Annotated in this window: 22 protein-coding genes and 1 tRNA gene; 3 read left to right on the top strand and 20 right to left on the bottom strand. The window is 65.4% G+C overall.

Going from position 1 to position 13,132, the window contains the following annotated elements; genetic code table 11:
* Window positions 1-11: 11 nt before the first annotated feature.
* From N7590_RS02825 to N7590_RS02780, 10 genes are all read right to left on the bottom strand, one after another.
* Window positions 12-809, bottom strand: a complete 798-nt coding sequence (locus N7590_RS02825; RefSeq protein WP_279935124.1) for a DUF2213 domain-containing protein — start codon at window positions 807-809, stop codon at window positions 12-14.
* 61 nt (window positions 810-870) lie between these two features.
* A complete protein-coding gene (locus N7590_RS02820; protein ID WP_279935123.1) occupies window positions 871-1,203 on the bottom strand; it encodes a hypothetical protein in 333 nt (110 codons plus the stop codon).
* Window positions 1,193-1,522, bottom strand: coding sequence for a hypothetical protein (locus tag N7590_RS02815; RefSeq protein WP_279935122.1), 330 nt, complete (start codon window positions 1,520-1,522; stop codon window positions 1,193-1,195). Before N7590_RS02815 ends, N7590_RS02820 begins: the two co-directional genes overlap by 11 nt.
* 190 nt (window positions 1,523-1,712) lie before the next feature.
* The gene (locus tag N7590_RS02810; RefSeq protein WP_279935120.1) at window positions 1,713-2,279 is read right to left on the bottom strand and encodes a hypothetical protein; all 567 of its coding nucleotides are present in this window, start codon (window positions 2,277-2,279) and stop codon (window positions 1,713-1,715) included.
* Window positions 2,280-2,544: 265 nt separating this feature from the next.
* Window positions 2,545-3,324, bottom strand: coding sequence for a helix-turn-helix domain-containing protein (locus N7590_RS02805; RefSeq protein WP_279935118.1), 780 nt, complete (start codon window positions 3,322-3,324; stop codon window positions 2,545-2,547).
* Complete coding sequence (locus N7590_RS02800) at window positions 3,321-3,539, bottom strand: hypothetical protein (protein ID WP_279935117.1); 219 nt, start codon at window positions 3,537-3,539, stop codon at window positions 3,321-3,323. The genes N7590_RS02805 and N7590_RS02800 overlap by 4 nt, the downstream gene beginning before the upstream one ends.
* Window positions 3,539-3,748, bottom strand: a complete 210-nt coding sequence (locus N7590_RS02795) for a helix-turn-helix domain-containing protein (protein ID WP_279935116.1) — start codon at window positions 3,746-3,748, stop codon at window positions 3,539-3,541. The genes N7590_RS02800 and N7590_RS02795 overlap by 1 nt, the downstream gene beginning before the upstream one ends.
* A gap of 184 nt (window positions 3,749-3,932) precedes the next feature.
* Window positions 3,933-4,319, bottom strand: coding sequence for a hypothetical protein (locus N7590_RS02790; protein WP_279935115.1), 387 nt, complete (start codon window positions 4,317-4,319; stop codon window positions 3,933-3,935).
* Window positions 4,316-4,555, bottom strand: a complete 240-nt coding sequence (locus tag N7590_RS02785; RefSeq protein WP_279935113.1) for a hypothetical protein — start codon at window positions 4,553-4,555, stop codon at window positions 4,316-4,318. Before N7590_RS02785 ends, N7590_RS02790 begins: the two co-directional genes overlap by 4 nt.
* An 80-nt stretch (window positions 4,556-4,635) precedes the next feature.
* Window positions 4,636-4,857 carry a helix-turn-helix domain-containing protein gene (locus N7590_RS02780; RefSeq protein ID WP_279935111.1) on the bottom strand — a complete coding sequence of 74 codons (222 nt, stop codon included), beginning with the start codon at window positions 4,855-4,857 and terminating at the stop codon, window positions 4,636-4,638.
* Between the two features lie 100 nt (window positions 4,858-4,957).
* On the opposite strand from N7590_RS02780, the gene N7590_RS02775 reads away from it, so the two are divergent.
* From N7590_RS02775 to N7590_RS02765, 3 genes are all read left to right on the top strand, one after another.
* Window positions 4,958-5,251: an Arc family DNA-binding protein gene (locus N7590_RS02775; RefSeq protein ID WP_279935110.1), complete on the top strand. Its 294-nt coding sequence runs from the start codon at window positions 4,958-4,960 to the stop codon at window positions 5,249-5,251.
* A 122-nt stretch (window positions 5,252-5,373) separates the two neighbouring features.
* Window positions 5,374-6,411 (top strand): tyrosine-type recombinase/integrase, encoded by a 1,038-nt coding sequence (locus N7590_RS02770; RefSeq protein WP_279935109.1) that lies wholly within the window; start codon window positions 5,374-5,376, stop codon window positions 6,409-6,411.
* Between the two features lie 10 nt (window positions 6,412-6,421).
* Window positions 6,422-6,497: transfer RNA gene (locus N7590_RS02765), tRNA-Ile, on the top strand.
* 77 nt (window positions 6,498-6,574) lie between these two features.
* On the opposite strand, the gene N7590_RS02760 is transcribed toward N7590_RS02765, so the two are convergent.
* From N7590_RS02760 to N7590_RS02715, 10 genes are all read right to left on the bottom strand, one after another.
* Window positions 6,575-6,829, bottom strand: coding sequence for an AlpA family phage regulatory protein (locus tag N7590_RS02760; RefSeq protein ID WP_279935108.1), 255 nt, complete (start codon window positions 6,827-6,829; stop codon window positions 6,575-6,577).
* Window positions 6,816-7,226 (bottom strand): hypothetical protein, encoded by a 411-nt coding sequence (locus N7590_RS02755; RefSeq protein ID WP_279935107.1) that lies wholly within the window; start codon window positions 7,224-7,226, stop codon window positions 6,816-6,818. The genes N7590_RS02760 and N7590_RS02755 overlap by 14 nt, the downstream gene beginning before the upstream one ends.
* Window positions 7,223-7,660, bottom strand: coding sequence for a hypothetical protein (locus tag N7590_RS02750; protein WP_279935106.1), 438 nt, complete (start codon window positions 7,658-7,660; stop codon window positions 7,223-7,225). The genes N7590_RS02755 and N7590_RS02750 overlap by 4 nt, the downstream gene beginning before the upstream one ends.
* 131 nt (window positions 7,661-7,791) lie before the next feature.
* The gene (locus N7590_RS02745; RefSeq protein ID WP_279935105.1) at window positions 7,792-8,040 is read right to left on the bottom strand and encodes a hypothetical protein; all 249 of its coding nucleotides are present in this window, start codon (window positions 8,038-8,040) and stop codon (window positions 7,792-7,794) included.
* Between the two features lie 74 nt (window positions 8,041-8,114).
* Window positions 8,115-8,309: a hypothetical protein gene (locus tag N7590_RS02740; RefSeq protein ID WP_279935104.1), complete on the bottom strand. Its 195-nt coding sequence runs from the start codon at window positions 8,307-8,309 to the stop codon at window positions 8,115-8,117.
* Window positions 8,306-10,402: a DNA cytosine methyltransferase gene (locus N7590_RS02735; protein ID WP_279935103.1), complete on the bottom strand. Its 2,097-nt coding sequence runs from the start codon at window positions 10,400-10,402 to the stop codon at window positions 8,306-8,308. The genes N7590_RS02740 and N7590_RS02735 overlap by 4 nt, the downstream gene beginning before the upstream one ends.
* Entirely contained in the window at window positions 10,395-10,715 is a 321-nt protein-coding gene (locus N7590_RS02730) for a hypothetical protein (protein ID WP_279935102.1), read from the bottom strand. Before N7590_RS02730 ends, N7590_RS02735 begins: the two co-directional genes overlap by 8 nt.
* Entirely contained in the window at window positions 10,708-11,079 is a 372-nt protein-coding gene (locus N7590_RS02725) for a hypothetical protein (protein ID WP_279935101.1), read from the bottom strand. The genes N7590_RS02730 and N7590_RS02725 overlap by 8 nt, the downstream gene beginning before the upstream one ends.
* Window positions 11,076-12,923, bottom strand: coding sequence for a hypothetical protein (locus N7590_RS02720; protein WP_279935100.1), 1,848 nt, complete (start codon window positions 12,921-12,923; stop codon window positions 11,076-11,078). Before N7590_RS02720 ends, N7590_RS02725 begins: the two co-directional genes overlap by 4 nt.
* Window positions 12,920-13,132 (bottom strand): hypothetical protein, encoded by a 213-nt coding sequence (locus N7590_RS02715; RefSeq protein ID WP_161771697.1) that lies wholly within the window; start codon window positions 13,130-13,132, stop codon window positions 12,920-12,922. Before N7590_RS02715 ends, N7590_RS02720 begins: the two co-directional genes overlap by 4 nt.

The raw sequence follows: 13,132 nt of genomic DNA, 5'->3' as shown, positions 1-13,132 counted from the left end.
GCGATCTCCTGTTATCGGGCGCCGCCGTGCTGCAGCTGCGCGCACATCTCGGTGTAGGCAGCAGCGGCAGGGTTTGCTGCAGCGTCGATGACGCTGCGGGTGCTGTAGCGCTGGGCGTGGTCTCGGGCTGCCGCAGCGTCTTGCGAGGCCTTCGCCAGCATGCGCTGGCCGGCAGCAGCATTGGCTGCAAGCTGGATCGCCAGCGGTTCGGCCTCTGCTGCGCTCAGCCCGCCGTCCGTCAGCTGCTTCAGGAAGGTCGCCGCCTGGTTGGGCGCAGAATCGATCTGGAGCTGGCTGCCGCCCCGTGCCACGTCGACCAGCGAGAGGTGGTTGTTGGAGATTTTCCGCTGTACCGCGTCGTAGACCTGGCCATCTGGAGTGGTGCCGCTCTCGAAGTGGATCTCGGCGTTGTAGCCCATCGACAGCTGGCGCTTGCCGGTTTCCCAGGCTGCGATGGTGGCCTTGTCCATCAGTACCAGCTGGACGCGGACGAACTCGCCATCGCGGACCACCTCGGCACCGGTCTGGCCCACCGCGTACTTCTTCCAGTTATCAGCGGTGACGTGCTCCGGCGGATGATCGTTGGTCATGGGGCGGTGCGCGAAGCTCTTCATGGTCGCGTCCGAGAAGACTTCCTCGGCCGGGCGGTAGACCCGCACCACTGCCATGTCAGGCCGGCCCACCTCGCTGCCCAGGTACTCCTGAACGCCGGTGCGTGCCACCTTGGCATCGGCCACGAGGTAGCCATCGGCGGTTCTGCGTGCTGCTCCCACGGTGACTCGGTCGGTAAATGCGGTGGATGTGCTCACTGGTACCTCCTTCGGGTGCCGCTGAGTGCGGCGGTGGTGCTGGTGATCCAGGCCAGCGGGGTTAAGCGCGTCGGCGCGAGGTGGCCGGTCGGGTGGCGCCATCGCGCTCTGCCCAGAATTCGGAGGCGCGCCAGAATTCGGCAGCTGCATCCGGGTCCACGGCTTCGATGGCCTCCAGGAAGTCCACGACCACGCCTGCGGCTTCTCTCGCCGTGGTGGCGTCGCGGATGAAGCCATCGCCGATCTGCTCCTTAAAGCGTGAATCCACCAAGTGCCCGTGAGAATCCATCAGCAGCTCGATGGCGGCCCAGGTGGCGATGTCACCGGCGGTGGGCGTCGCAGTCACCACACGGGCCTCCAGCATCGCCAAGCGGCGGGAGCGATCAGCTCGCATGCTTGCCCTCCAGGGCGCGCAGGCGCGCATCGAAGTCGGCCAGTTCGTGGGCGCGCGCGAAGGTCTCAACGCACCGACCCAGCTTCTCTGCCTCGGTGGCGGTGATCGTGCCGTCGGCGGCGGCCGCCAGGATGGCGCGCATGGTGGCCGGCACATCGGCGGGAGTCTCGGGGATCGGCAGTTCCACCTGGATCACGCGCTCGCGCGTGGGAGGGACCAATCGCTCCATGCACAGACGCATCGCCGCTGCATCGCCGGCCAGTGCCATCTGGATGGCCTTCTGCGTGAGACGCTTGGAATCCTTGTCCAGCAAGGCCATCGCAGCTAGCGTGGTCTTGTTGCGGGAGCCAGGCCGGCGGCCTGCGTTGCCCTGTCCGAAGCGCCCACGGCTGTCGCGGGGCGCCGTAGCGGCACCGTTGTTACGGTCGGTTTTGGTCGGTGTGGTTCCGTTGTCCATACGGGCATTGGACCGGAGCAAAGTTCCATGTGCTTACTTCATGGAACTGCGGCTATTCGATCAGGCCGTGCTTCCTCAAAACGCGCCGAGCCGTGCTCTTCGAAACACCCTTCCCCAGGTAGGAGAAGCCTCCGCAGATGATGCCGACCAATGCCCTCTTCGCCCTCCCATTTCTGAGAGCGGTCTGGGCCACGGCGATCATGCGGCGATCTCGATCGGCGCAATCCTCCCGGACATGCTTTGCCCGCTGCCGACCTCCCTTAGATTGCCCGTTTGCCCATGCACAGCCTGCGGCGAGTCGCGGTGCGAGCTGCGCGCGTTCTAACACCACTGCCGCGGACTGCCGGTGCAATAGCCATGTTGGGTCATCGCCGGTTGCCACCTGATTGCCGATGGAGAGCTCCAGCGCATCCATGCATTCGGTGTGTCGCTGCAGGTCTCGGCGATAGGCTTCCAGCACAGCGGGGTCCAGGTTCCACACACGATCCACCTCCGCAAACTCCCGCCAGAGCACGGCAGACAGCAGTTCGCCTGGCTGGTAGCAATGCACCCGTTCCCACCGAGCCTGGTCACTGGCATCGGTCAGGTTGTAGGTGGTGGCCGGCGCGTGCCTTTTCATGGACGCGGAAAGCCTTGGCGAAAGCCTTCCGAGAAGCCTTCCGAGAAGCCTTCGGCGAAGCCCCTTCGAAGGGGTGGGCAAGGGGTCAGTGAGGCCTCATTGATGCTGCAGTGAGCGGACCTGCTACAAGCAGCGGATACGCTGCTACTGGCAGGGGTTCCCCTGCTACTGGCACATTTCGATCCGGTGGCGAGCGCTCGGCGAGTCCTCGGCGAATGGCCGGCGACGGACGCCGATTCTGGCGTTTGGCCATTCGCGTTGGTCATCAAGCTGCCATCCCCTTGCAGTACCTGCGCTCGGCCTGCTTTCCGGCGGTCGTCAGCTGGTACTGCCCATCGTCATCGATGCGCCACAACCCGTACCAGTTGCTTTCGAGGCTTCGGAGGAACGTGCCTGGCCAGTCCTCATAGCGTTTTCCGCCGTCTCTGTGCCGTGACACGAACATTGCCCATGCAAGGTCCTCGAACGCAGCCGGCAGACCGACCTTGCCGCCGTAGCTGTTGGCCGGGTGGTCAGCAGGAATCAGATCGTCGTCGGGACCGACTGTCTCTGCCCACTCTTTGAACGTGATTCCTTGTGCGCGTTTGCGGGGCGCGACTGCGTCAGCAGCGCGGCTCTCTTCCGGTTCTATGGTTCTGGTTGCTTGTAAAGCTGGTTCGGGACGCCTGGGGGCGTCTACCCCCGAAGTCCTGTAGGCGTCTACCCCAGGCTCTTCTGGAAGCCTAGGTGTAGGCTCCTGCACGATACTAGGTGTAGGCTCCTGTGGGCGCCTACATGCGCGGCCAAGTTGGTAGGTGTTGGACCGGGTTTGGTTGCCGCTGTTGACCGTCAGGTAGCCCAGTTCCTTGAGGCGTGCCAGGACCTTGATGACTTGGCCTCTGCTGACCCCAGAATCGGAAGCGATGGTCGACATGGATGGCCAGGCTTGGCCGGCCTTGTCCATTCGATCCAAGATGACGGCCAGCACGGCGATATCCGACCGGTGGAGTCGTGTATCCGTGGCCGCAGCCATCATCAGGCGCCAGCGTGCAACCAAACCGCTCACGCAGCGACCTTGCCCAGCTGCTTGGTCAGCAGCTTGCGGTTGTGCTCGCACACGGCGCGGTCGTTGGCGTACTGGGGGGCGTTGCACCCCATAGCGATGAGCGTGTCCAGAGCGCACTCCGCCGCCTTGGTGCTATCCAGCCAGCGCTGAAGGTGCGACCGCGGAATGCCGCGCAGCTGGCGGGCCGTGAGGCAGCGAATCGGTTGGTAGGACATCAGTTCACCTCCTGGACAAGGCCGGCGCGGATCAGCGCCTGGCGGTACCTGCAGGCTGAGGCCCGAGACATGCCCCAGCGTTCCACGATTTCAGCGATGGTCGGCGCGCGCCGCCGCCGGGTGGCCCATGCGGCGACCTGGAAGATCGCCTCGGTGTGGCTGGCCACGCCGGCAATGCGCTCCGAGTAGGAAGGGCTGCGCCGACTCATGCGGTCCCCCTACTGGTGGTGCAGGCAGGTACGGCATCGAGTTGCTGCATCCTCCGGGCGAAGGCGCTTCCCGGGTCGTTACCCATACGGATCAGGCGTGCAAGCGCTGCATCAAGCCCCGACGGCATCTCGGGCAGTTCTCGCCGGCTGCCTGCTACCGGGAAGGGGATGACATTTGAGGCACTCATCGGGCACCCTCTTTGGCGCCCCAGACGCCAGGGTCTTCGCGCAACTGAAACATCGTTTTCTCTGCCTGCCACAGCAGCAGCTCGATGGCGTTGTGGATATCCTCGATGTTGCTTGGCAAAAGGCCGGAAGGAGCTGATTCACGAACACCATCCGACCACTCAGCGCGTCGTTCGTCGTTCAGCAGAATGCGATGCAGGCCGGTCACCGCCTGCAGCACACGATCAATGCTTCCGACTCGGCTGGAGATGGCGGCTTCCAGCTTCTTCTCCCGCCAGATTTCATCGGACCAGTGCTCGGTGTGACGGGGGCCTTTTGCACTCGGAGGGGGTTCGGTGACGGTCTGGACGGCCTTCAGGAACTTGGGCTGTGCGGTCGCTTTCATGCGTTGAACCCTCCGGCGATTGCGACGATTTCAGCCATAGCCACGCGGGCTGCAGGGAGGTTCGGGGAGCTGGTGTAGGCCTTGTGCCAGGCCTGCCGGAGTCGACGCTCGGTGCGGAGCACCACCAGCGAGAGCATCACGTCATCGAGGGGCAGGGCATCCAAGACATTCGGGATGCGCTTACGCGATTGGGCCGGTCGGGTTGCCATGGCGGCGGGGTTGAGTACCATGTTCATGGTCGCTTCGTTCCTGTGAGAGGGTACGGGGATGGCTCAACGGCTCGTTCCGGCTGCAATCCGGGCGGGCCGTTCTTTTTTCAGCCGACACGGGCGCGGCTGTCGGTGGTTTCGACAACGGAGGCGTTCAGGTAGATCTCCAAGTCTTCAGGCCGGTAGAACACTCGGCTGCCGACCTTCAGGTAGCGCGGCCCGCGGCCTTCCATCCGCATCTTGTCCAATGTGCTCGTGCTGAGCCCGAGGTATTGAGCAGCCTCCGACACGCGGAGACGGGGGGCAGGAATGGTGTGTACGTTGTTCATTTTTCCTCGTTTGGTTGGGTAGCCCGGTGCTACTTGCGGACATTTGTAGCACCGGGCTACGTGTCGCGCAAGCCCCGTGCTACCTGATATCGTTCCTTACATGGCTAGAACTGACCCACAAACGAACCTCCGCCTACCCGCTGACCTCAAGGACCGCCTCATGGAGGCTGCGAAAAAGTCGAATCGGACCTTTGGCGCAGAGGTGGTGATGAGGCTGGAAACCAGTTTCAGAGTGGACAGCATCCAAACTCAGGCGGAGGACGTGGTAGCGCTGACGACCGCCAACGCGGAGCGGACGCAGCAGGCTCTGCTGGAAATGCGCGAACTCAAGGCGGCGATGGAGAAGCAGCTGGAGGAAGCGCGCGAGTACCTCGTCCCGCCTAAGACGCGATGACCGCCTTTACCAAGCTCACCCGCACCGGCATGCGTGGCCTGAAGCCCGGCCAGTCGCTCAGCGAGCACGGGATCACCTACACGCGAACGGCCAACGGCGATGGCCGCTGGTCGGTGAACGTCATGGTCAGCCGCCGTCGCCACCACCAGGTGATCGGCCTGGAGTCGGAGGGGTACACCCGCACGCAGGCAGAGGACGTCGTGGCCGCGCTGAAGGCGTCCAAGCGCACTGCAGCGCATGGGGTGCAGGGGAGCAAGGGCAACGCCTCGCAGACGGTCGCTCAGGCGGTCGACCACTACCTGAAGTACCTGCGCGCGCACGATGGCAAAGACATCGACACGAAGGAACGCAGGTTCCGCGATCACATCAAGCCGCACCTCGGGCGCCGGCCAGTGGCCAGGCTCACCGATGACGACTGGCTCGGCTATGTGGCCACCAGGAAAGGCGAGGGCGCCAGCGCCGGCACGATCAACCGTGAGCGCTCCGCGCTGCTGCACATGCTCAACACGATGCGGCGCCGGAAGATCCTCGCTGCAGCGCCGCTGCTGGCTCGTCAGCGCGAGCCGCAGGGCAAGCTGGTCTACCTGACCCCGGAAGAGTCACAGCGACTGCTGATGGCCGCACAGGAGGATCTGTCGCCATTGGCGCACCGGTTCGTGATGGTGACCCTCTACACCGGGCTGCGGCAGAGCGCTGCGCTCAACCTGCGCGCCGGCGATGTCGACGTGCAGCGGCGCATCCTGTGGATCGGAAAGGACAAGGCAGGCAGGCGCGAACAGCCGATGCCGCAGGTGCTGGCCGAATACCTGGGCAAAGTCATCAAGGGTATGAAGGCCGACGACTACCTGTTCCCCTCAGCACGCGCCGGCAGCGGCCGCGCCTACCAGATGAACTCCGTGTTCGCGCGATGCGTGCGCGCCGCCGGCATCACCAAGCACGTCACGCCGCACACCATGCGCCACACCGCGGCGACCAACGCTGCGCATGCTGGACTCGATGCGGCCACCATCCAGGCGATGGGCGGTTGGAAGACAAGAGCTATGGCCGAACGGTACACTCACGCGGCTTCGATGCAGGACGCTATGGCGGCCCTGCAGAAACAGCTCTCAGGCAGCGCGGTTACACCGAAATTACAACGGCGATCGCGCAAATCGGCCTGAAACCCTTACAGGGCCTATAGCTCAACGGTTAGAGCAGGGGACTCATAATCCCTTGGTTTCAGGTTCGAATCCTGATGGGCCCACCATCGAATCAGGCACTTAGGATCAACCGCAGTGCCTTCTTCGTCAAGCCAGCGCCGCCCGGTGACCGCTCGGTGACCGTTTACGCTCCGCTGCTGTCACAGTTGGCTGCGGGTTGCCCCGCATCTTCGGACGTCCACTGCGGAGCGCTCCTGCGTGCGCGAATCCAACACTGGATGTCGCTCTGGTACCAGCGAGTGCCGCCACCGACCTTGTGTTTGGGGGGGAAGGTGCCCCTCTCCATCTCGCGATAGATGTAGCTCTTCTTCATTCCGGTCTGGGCTTCGACTTGCTCGAGCTTCAGCAGGACTTCGGGGATGTTCTCAGCTGCGCCCATCTCGGGCCTCCGTTACTTCAGTGGTGGGCGCCGGCAGCAGTGCCGTCTGGGAGTCTGACCGTGCCGTGGTCACAAGGTTTGCGATCTTTGTCAGGTCCATGGTGGGGTCATCGAAGAGGGCGAGGCCGATCTGGGCAGTCAGCCGCTGGGTCGCTGTCGCCGCCACCGGCGCCGGTGTATCGATCGTGGCGAGGGCGTATGCGCGCCATGCGTCGCATGCGGCCTGCAGCTGCGGCGCGCCGGCAAACGTGAAGGTCAATGCGCGGCCGCCGCCACTGGATGGATGCGTGCTGGTCAGTGCAGTTTCGAGCGCTGCTGCAAACGCAATGGCCGCGCGCTGCTGGTTGACCAATGCTGACCGGTCACCTGCGGCGGCGATGATGTGCTCGACGTTCAAGGCGATTTCTCCTTCGTATGCTCTTCGATCGACTTACGCAGCTGTGCTATTCGGAAGTCCCATTCGACCCTCTCCCGCTTGCTTTCGCGCTTCAACGCGCGCTCCAGTCGGTCGAGTAGTGGGAGTACCCAGGAGGGATTGAACGGCTGGGGTTTCACCGCGATGGGCACCGGCGGCTTGGGCGGGTTGCAGTAGGGATCGGCCCAATCGAAGGGGTCGTTACAGACGGCGCAGTGGGTTCGGTCCGCCGACCAGATGTGGTCCCGATTTTCCCCAGCCCCGCGGATCTCGTGAAGCAAAGGCTGGGTATAAAGAGCCCGGACCTGTTCGCCGGCTGCAAGGGCTCGATACCACTGCTTTTCATCGATCTGAAACCAGAATGATCCGCCCCATTGCTCGAGCCTGACGGCCCGTTGCTGGCCAAACAAGCTCATCAGTATGGTCGCCCACCGATTCACCTGAGAGGCCGGCACGGGCTCACCAGCGCGGGCTGCAGTTCGCATCTCGCGCACGGCGTCACTCGCAGTGGGCGGGACTTCTGTGGTGATGGGCGTAGCGTCCCCGCTCATGCTCCGCCCTCGAGCAGCATCTTGGGATCGATGTTCCAACCGGCCTCACGCGCAGCACGCAGGCGCAGCTCGTTGGCGTCGAACTCGTCCAGCTGCAGGGCGGTGATGGCACCCTCGACCTGGTGTGGCTGCAGTGGGCGCGAGATCCTACCGAACGCGCGCCAAACGCTGAACACTTGGCAGCCCCAGGCCGGTGCAAGGCAGGCCAGCTGCTTGCCGTGCTCGCGGCAGTGGCGGCGGATCATGTCGCGCGCCGTCACGTGCGCGGGTGCGGGGCCGCGCAGCGCTGCTCGGATGGATGCCGCGTTCCGGCCGGGGCTCACGCGAACATCTCCAGTTGGGCGGGCTGTTCCGGTGCGCGAGTCGGTGCCGGCAGCGGGGCGGGGGCGATGGCGCGCATGCGCGCGCGCTGTGCGGCATTGAAGGCGAACCAGAAGCCGTGGCCATGCCGGCGTGCCCTGCATTCGGTCAGCAGCACGCGGGCGACGTGCTTGGCCAGTGCCGCGCCGGTCATGCCGCCACTGCCAGGTCGGCCGGCACGCTGTCCAGGTTGGCCTCTGCGATCGCGAACATGGGGGGCGGGCTGACGCTGTTGCCACACATGCGGACCTGCGCTGTGATCTTCAGCACTGTGCCGTCAGCGGTTCGGTCGATGATGTAGGTCACCGGGAAGCCCTGCGCACGGAACAGCTCCGGCGGCTTGAGCATACGCAGCCGGATATCCACGATGACGTAGGGAGTGCCTTGGATGACCACCGTGACCAGGGCCAACCGATCCTTGGTGGTGATCGTGTCCACGGGGTCGGTGAGGCTGGGCACGTTGGTCCCTGTGCCGTAGTACTTGATCAGGAAAGCGGCCACGCGTAGGGCCCCAGCCTCATGCTCGGGCGCGAGCTGGATCAGATCTGCGCTGACCAGCCGCTGTTGGCTGCCGCTGGCAGTGATGGTGCTGACAGGATCGCGTGCGTCGTTGCCGTCGCCTTGGTAGAAACCGCCATTGGCCTGCTCAAGGAAGGCAGTTGCCACCGCATGGTGTTCGGCCTGCGCTGCAACTGTCGTGAGCGGCGTCCGTACATCGGCGCCGACCATGTTCCTCCGCAGGGTCACCAGCGAAGCGGAAGCGAGGCCCAAGGCGTGCGCTGCGCCGGCCGGCCGCGCTGCGCCTGCGCCGGAGGTGATTGTCGGAACCGGCTCGGTCGCGGACGATCCGATGCTGTCGCCGCGGAACTTCACCAGGTGCGGCGCGGCGACAGCGTGCTTCACACCGCCCGCGACAACCGTGCCCAGCGGCTGCTGCAGGTCCAGTGTGCGCGGAGCCTGACCCTCGCGCTCTCCGTAGCCGGTCTGGACCAGCACGGGTGCGATCAGTGCCGTATCGGCCTTGGCGGTCATCGTGTAAAGGGGATCGGCGCCAGAACGCGGTTCCGACTGCCCGGCGCGGCCACCAACCCCGGCGAGAATCGGGGTCACCACGGAGAAGTGGCCGCCCTTTACGCCAGCGCAGACTGTGCGCAGCGGCTCGTCAGCAGGCATGGTGCGCTGATTGCTGGCGTTCGCATGCTCGGCGATGAAGGGTGCCAGTTCCGGCATGGCCAGCATCAATTCGCCGCGGTTGGCGGCGGTGATGGTGCGCAGCGGATCGTGGATGCTGTGCACGCGATCGCCACCCTGATGCGTTATCGGCACGATGAACGGATCCGCCGAATCGATCACATGGCGTTTTACGCCCTTGGCGATGCGGCGCATTGTCGCGTCTGCCAAGTCCTTCTTACGCCCGAAGATGGAGCGGCCGAGATCGCTGAAGTCCAGACAGTCGGCGGCGGTAACGCGCGGCTTCTGCCCCGGAGCAGGGCCGTGGCTCGGCTTGGGCCACACGATGGCTTGCCCGTCGCGGCGGCCGAGCAGGAACAGGCGTTCGCGGCTGGTGCCGGCGCCGTAGTCGCTGGCCACCAGCTTGCGCCAGTCGACCACGTAGCCCAGCGCACGCAGAGCGGCCACGAACTGACGCCAGGTGCGTCCGCTGTGCCGCTTGTCCGGCACCAGCTGCTGGTTCTCGACCGGTACGCGCTCGCCGCGCGCTGCAACGGTGCCGTCCATCTTGATGACGCGGCCGGTGTCCTTGCAGCGCTTCGCGACCAGCGGACCCCAGGTCAGGATCTGCCAGACGTTCTCCATGGAGATGATGCGCGGCGCGGTGTTGGTGCGGTGCAGGCGATCAGCGCGCAGCAGCTGGCCAACCCACTTCAGCACCACCCACGACAGGGCGCGGGTCTTCCGGCTGCGCGGCTGGCCGCCCTTGGCCTGGCTGAAGTGCGTGCAGTCCGGCGAGGCATGGAACCAACCGATGGGACGGCCGGCCACGTCCACGCGCGGGTCGGCGTGCCAGATATCCTCGCGGTGGTGCTGGGTCAGCGGGTGGTTGGCGGCGTGCATGCCGATGGCCAGTTCGTCGTGGTTGTAGGCCAGGGCGGGATCGATGCCCAGGGCCTGCTTGAGCCCTTCCGATGCCCCGCCGCCGCCGGCGAACAGATCCACAACGATCTCGCCGGGGCGCAGTCGGGAGCGCTGCGGCAGGGGGAAGTTGAAAGCGCGGGAGCCGTCAGCCATTGGTGGAATCCTTCGGAGTAATGGGGCCGCTGTGGCGATAGTCACGGAGCGGGTCGGCGACGAACTTGCCGTTGCCCAGGCGCCGCACGGTGTACTCGGGGAACGCATCGCCTGGCAGATGGGCGTGGGCTTCATTCATCAGCGCAACGAAGCGTTCCTGCCATTCCAGCGGCATCGACTGGAGCGTTCTGCGAGGAACGACCAGGTATGCGGCGCGGGTCAAGCCGAAGGCATCCCACACGGGGCCATGGGCGTAGGCGGTGTCGAAAGACTCGTCTTGATCCGTTTCAGCGGTGAGCAGCTGGTCAGCCATTGGTCGGCTCCGGTTCGCTCCCCACGTGGGTGTCGGCCTCATGCAGCAAGCGCAACAGGCCATCCATATCAAGACTGGCAGCCGGCAATCCCAGGTGGGCGGCGACCTGATTTCGTTTCGCCTCAGCCTGCTCCAGATAGTCCACGCGGTCCCGAAGGTCTTTGAGCGTCTGCAGCCACTTGCGCATTTTTTGGTGACCGATGGTGTCATTCCGCCAGTCGCGTCTGCCGTCCCGATACTCGGTGACGTGCTCCACCACATCGATGGGTAGAGTGTGCAGGTGCGCGCTTACGTTGGCCTTGGCCCTTTTGATCGTCTCATCCAGCGACTCGCGAGCCTTGCTCTTGCGGCTGAACCAGCTCATTTGCCCACCGCCTGGCTGTCCAACTTCGGCAGCAAAGCCTCTACGCGGTCGAGCGCTTCGCAGAGGTGGGCATCACGTCCCGCAGTGCCGCCGGAGGTGCGAGCGCTGACGACCAGCATGCGCACGGCCGGGAGGAACTGCCCCAGGTCCACGGCCTGCGCGGGCTTCCCGATCAGCTTCTCGGCCTCGGCACGAATCGCGGCGCCGATGCTGCATCCGTCCCAATTTTTCGCTACCCGGTCGATCACAGGCCACGGGTCCACGGCCTGCACGGTCGGGCCGGCATTGCCCGGCAGCGGCGTGTCGAAGTGCAGGGCGTTCTTTGCCTCCTGCTTGGCCCGGATCTTCGCCATTACCTCGGGCTGGCTGATACGGGCTAGCTCGGCGTCGCCGGCAGCGTGCATGTCCAGGCCCGCCACCCAGCAGTAGCCGGCCAGCGTGACCATGACGCCGCCGACCTCCTGCGCGGGCTCGCCGACCGGGCGACCGAACACATAGTCGACCAGCGTGGGCACGCGCGCGATGTCGTAGCCGTGGGCCTGCAGCAGCTCCAGCACTTCCTCCAGCAGGCGGTCGCCGCGCTCGGTCATGTTGCTGTAGAGCGATGGCAGGAAGCACTGGCCCATCCATTCGGCCACGCCAGCCTGGAAGGTCGGCCCCAGGTCCACGGCCAGCACGGGCCGGGCGGCGTCATCTTCGGCATCGTCGCGCGTACCTGCACGATTCAGGGCCTCAGCACGCCGTGCGCCCACCGTGCGGTCGTCTCCGTGCAGGCGCTTCAGTTCGGCCCGTGCCGCGCGCACTGCGGCATCACGATCCGGCCATGCCGCCTTGAAGGCATGGCCGCACGCTTCGTAGGTCGAAGCCGGGGCGTAGCCGTTGCCATCGGTCAGATAGTCGTCCGCGAACTCGGCGAACGCCTCGCTGGCTGCGTCATCGTCCACCGGCTCCCCCACCGGCTGGCGGGCGCTGATGGACTCACCGCGCTGGTGCAGCATCATGCAGAAGTTGGCCACGTCGCGTGGGTCGCCCTTGTCCACGTGGTCGCGGAGCATGCGGCTCAGGTCATCGGCGGTGCACTGCGCGGGGTCTTCCCAGCCGCCACGGCCCTTTGCGCGGGCTGCGGCCATCTTGGCCTTCATGGCGGCGGCGAATGCATCCACGGCCAGGTCGTCCGGGTGCTGATCGCCTACCGGCTGGCGGGTATCTCCAGCGCAGGCGCTGCCCAATTCGCAGTCCGGGCAGCAGATGTTGCGGCCTTCATCGTTCTGGCGGATGCCGGTTCGATCGCATGCATCGCAGCCTTGCGGCACAGCCATCACTGGATGGCGGGCGGCGAGGGCGGCAGCCATGTCCTTGCGTGCGGCTTCGCCGATCAACTTTCCCGACACATCGTCAATCCAGCCGCGCATAAACAGATCGCCAAGCGTCGCCGCAAGGCAGCCGTGTGCATCCCCCTGACCACCCAGGGAGGGCTGTGTCTGCAGGGCGCCAGCCGCAAAGCCACGGGCGTGCGCGCAGGAGCTGCTATCGCGAATAGATTCCAGTGTCTGCATCGGGACCTGGACACAGCCGTCGGTCTGACCACCCTGGGAGGTCTGGGCGGAGAGGGCGCGACGGTTCCAGTTGGAAACGAAGTTCTCCTTGAAGCCAAACTCAATGGGGCCGCTGTGCTGGCAGACGGTGCACGCGATGCACGAGCCACCCTCGTTTTCCCCCGACCCGATACCGAAGTCGATGCGTTCAGCGGGTGCACCGCAGAACGGGCAGGGCAGAAGGCCACTCCCCAGCCTCACCCTTCCGCCGGGCTGCACGTCTGCCAGGGTTGTTTTGTCGTTGCTCATGCCTGCATGTCCTTGCTGTTCGTGGAGCGCGCGCCGCGCGCCCTGGCTTCAAGTTGTTCGGCCACGCCGAGGTAGTAGGCGTGCCGTTCCAGACGGATCGATTCGGGGAACTGGAAGTGCCTCAACGACTCTTCCGCCTGCACGCGCCAGGCGGCTGCCTCGCGCGCTGGGTCGTCGTCGAAAATGTCCATCTGGACCGGCTTGGCCAT

It is taken from the genome of Stenotrophomonas sp. GD04024 (assembly GCF_029837545.1).
Lineage (GTDB): Bacteria > Pseudomonadota > Gammaproteobacteria > Xanthomonadales > Xanthomonadaceae > Stenotrophomonas > Stenotrophomonas forensis.
This window is presented reverse-complemented; position numbering and strand designations above follow the sequence as displayed.

What these genes read in the sequence shown, in the direction of transcription:
- N7590_RS02820 (WP_279935123.1), bottom strand. Translation starts at nt 1,203, where the DNA reads ATGCGAGCTGATCGCTCCCGCCGCTTGGCGATGCTGGAGGCCCGTGTG.
- N7590_RS02815 (WP_279935122.1), bottom strand. Translation starts at nt 1,522, where the DNA reads ATGGCCTTGCTGGACAAGGATTCCAAGCGTCTCACGCAGAAGGCCATC.
- N7590_RS02810 (WP_279935120.1), bottom strand. Translation starts at nt 2,279, where the DNA reads ATGAAAAGGCACGCGCCGGCCACCACCTACAACCTGACCGATGCCAGT.
- N7590_RS02800 (WP_279935117.1), bottom strand. Translation starts at nt 3,539, where the DNA reads ATGTCCTACCAACCGATTCGCTGCCTCACGGCCCGCCAGCTGCGCGGC.
- N7590_RS02795 (WP_279935116.1), bottom strand. Translation starts at nt 3,748, where the DNA reads ATGAGTCGGCGCAGCCCTTCCTACTCGGAGCGCATTGCCGGCGTGGCC.
- N7590_RS02790 (WP_279935115.1), bottom strand. Translation starts at nt 4,319, where the DNA reads ATGAAAGCGACCGCACAGCCCAAGTTCCTGAAGGCCGTCCAGACCGTC.
- N7590_RS02785 (WP_279935113.1), bottom strand. Translation starts at nt 4,555, where the DNA reads ATGAACATGGTACTCAACCCCGCCGCCATGGCAACCCGACCGGCCCAA.
- N7590_RS02780 (WP_279935111.1), bottom strand. Translation starts at nt 4,857, where the DNA reads ATGAACAACGTACACACCATTCCTGCCCCCCGTCTCCGCGTGTCGGAG.
- N7590_RS02775 (WP_279935110.1), top strand. Translation starts at nt 4,958, where the DNA reads ATGGCTAGAACTGACCCACAAACGAACCTCCGCCTACCCGCTGACCTC.
- N7590_RS02770 (WP_279935109.1), top strand. Translation starts at nt 5,374, where the DNA reads ATGGTCAGCCGCCGTCGCCACCACCAGGTGATCGGCCTGGAGTCGGAG.
- N7590_RS02760 (WP_279935108.1), bottom strand. Translation starts at nt 6,829, where the DNA reads ATGGGCGCAGCTGAGAACATCCCCGAAGTCCTGCTGAAGCTCGAGCAA.
- N7590_RS02750 (WP_279935106.1), bottom strand. Translation starts at nt 7,660, where the DNA reads ATGAGCTTGTTTGGCCAGCAACGGGCCGTCAGGCTCGAGCAATGGGGC.
- N7590_RS02745 (WP_279935105.1), bottom strand. Translation starts at nt 8,040, where the DNA reads ATGATCCGCCGCCACTGCCGCGAGCACGGCAAGCAGCTGGCCTGCCTT.
- N7590_RS02740 (WP_279935104.1), bottom strand. Translation starts at nt 8,309, where the DNA reads ATGACCGGCGCGGCACTGGCCAAGCACGTCGCCCGCGTGCTGCTGACC.
- N7590_RS02735 (WP_279935103.1), bottom strand. Translation starts at nt 10,402, where the DNA reads ATGGCTGACGGCTCCCGCGCTTTCAACTTCCCCCTGCCGCAGCGCTCC.
- N7590_RS02730 (WP_279935102.1), bottom strand. Translation starts at nt 10,715, where the DNA reads ATGGCTGACCAGCTGCTCACCGCTGAAACGGATCAAGACGAGTCTTTC.
- N7590_RS02725 (WP_279935101.1), bottom strand. Translation starts at nt 11,079, where the DNA reads ATGAGCTGGTTCAGCCGCAAGAGCAAGGCTCGCGAGTCGCTGGATGAG.
- N7590_RS02720 (WP_279935100.1), bottom strand. Translation starts at nt 12,923, where the DNA reads ATGAGCAACGACAAAACAACCCTGGCAGACGTGCAGCCCGGCGGAAGG.
- N7590_RS02715 (WP_161771697.1), bottom strand. Translation starts at nt 13,132, where the DNA reads ATGGCCAAGCCGGTCCAGATGGACATTTTCGACGACGACCCAGCGCGC.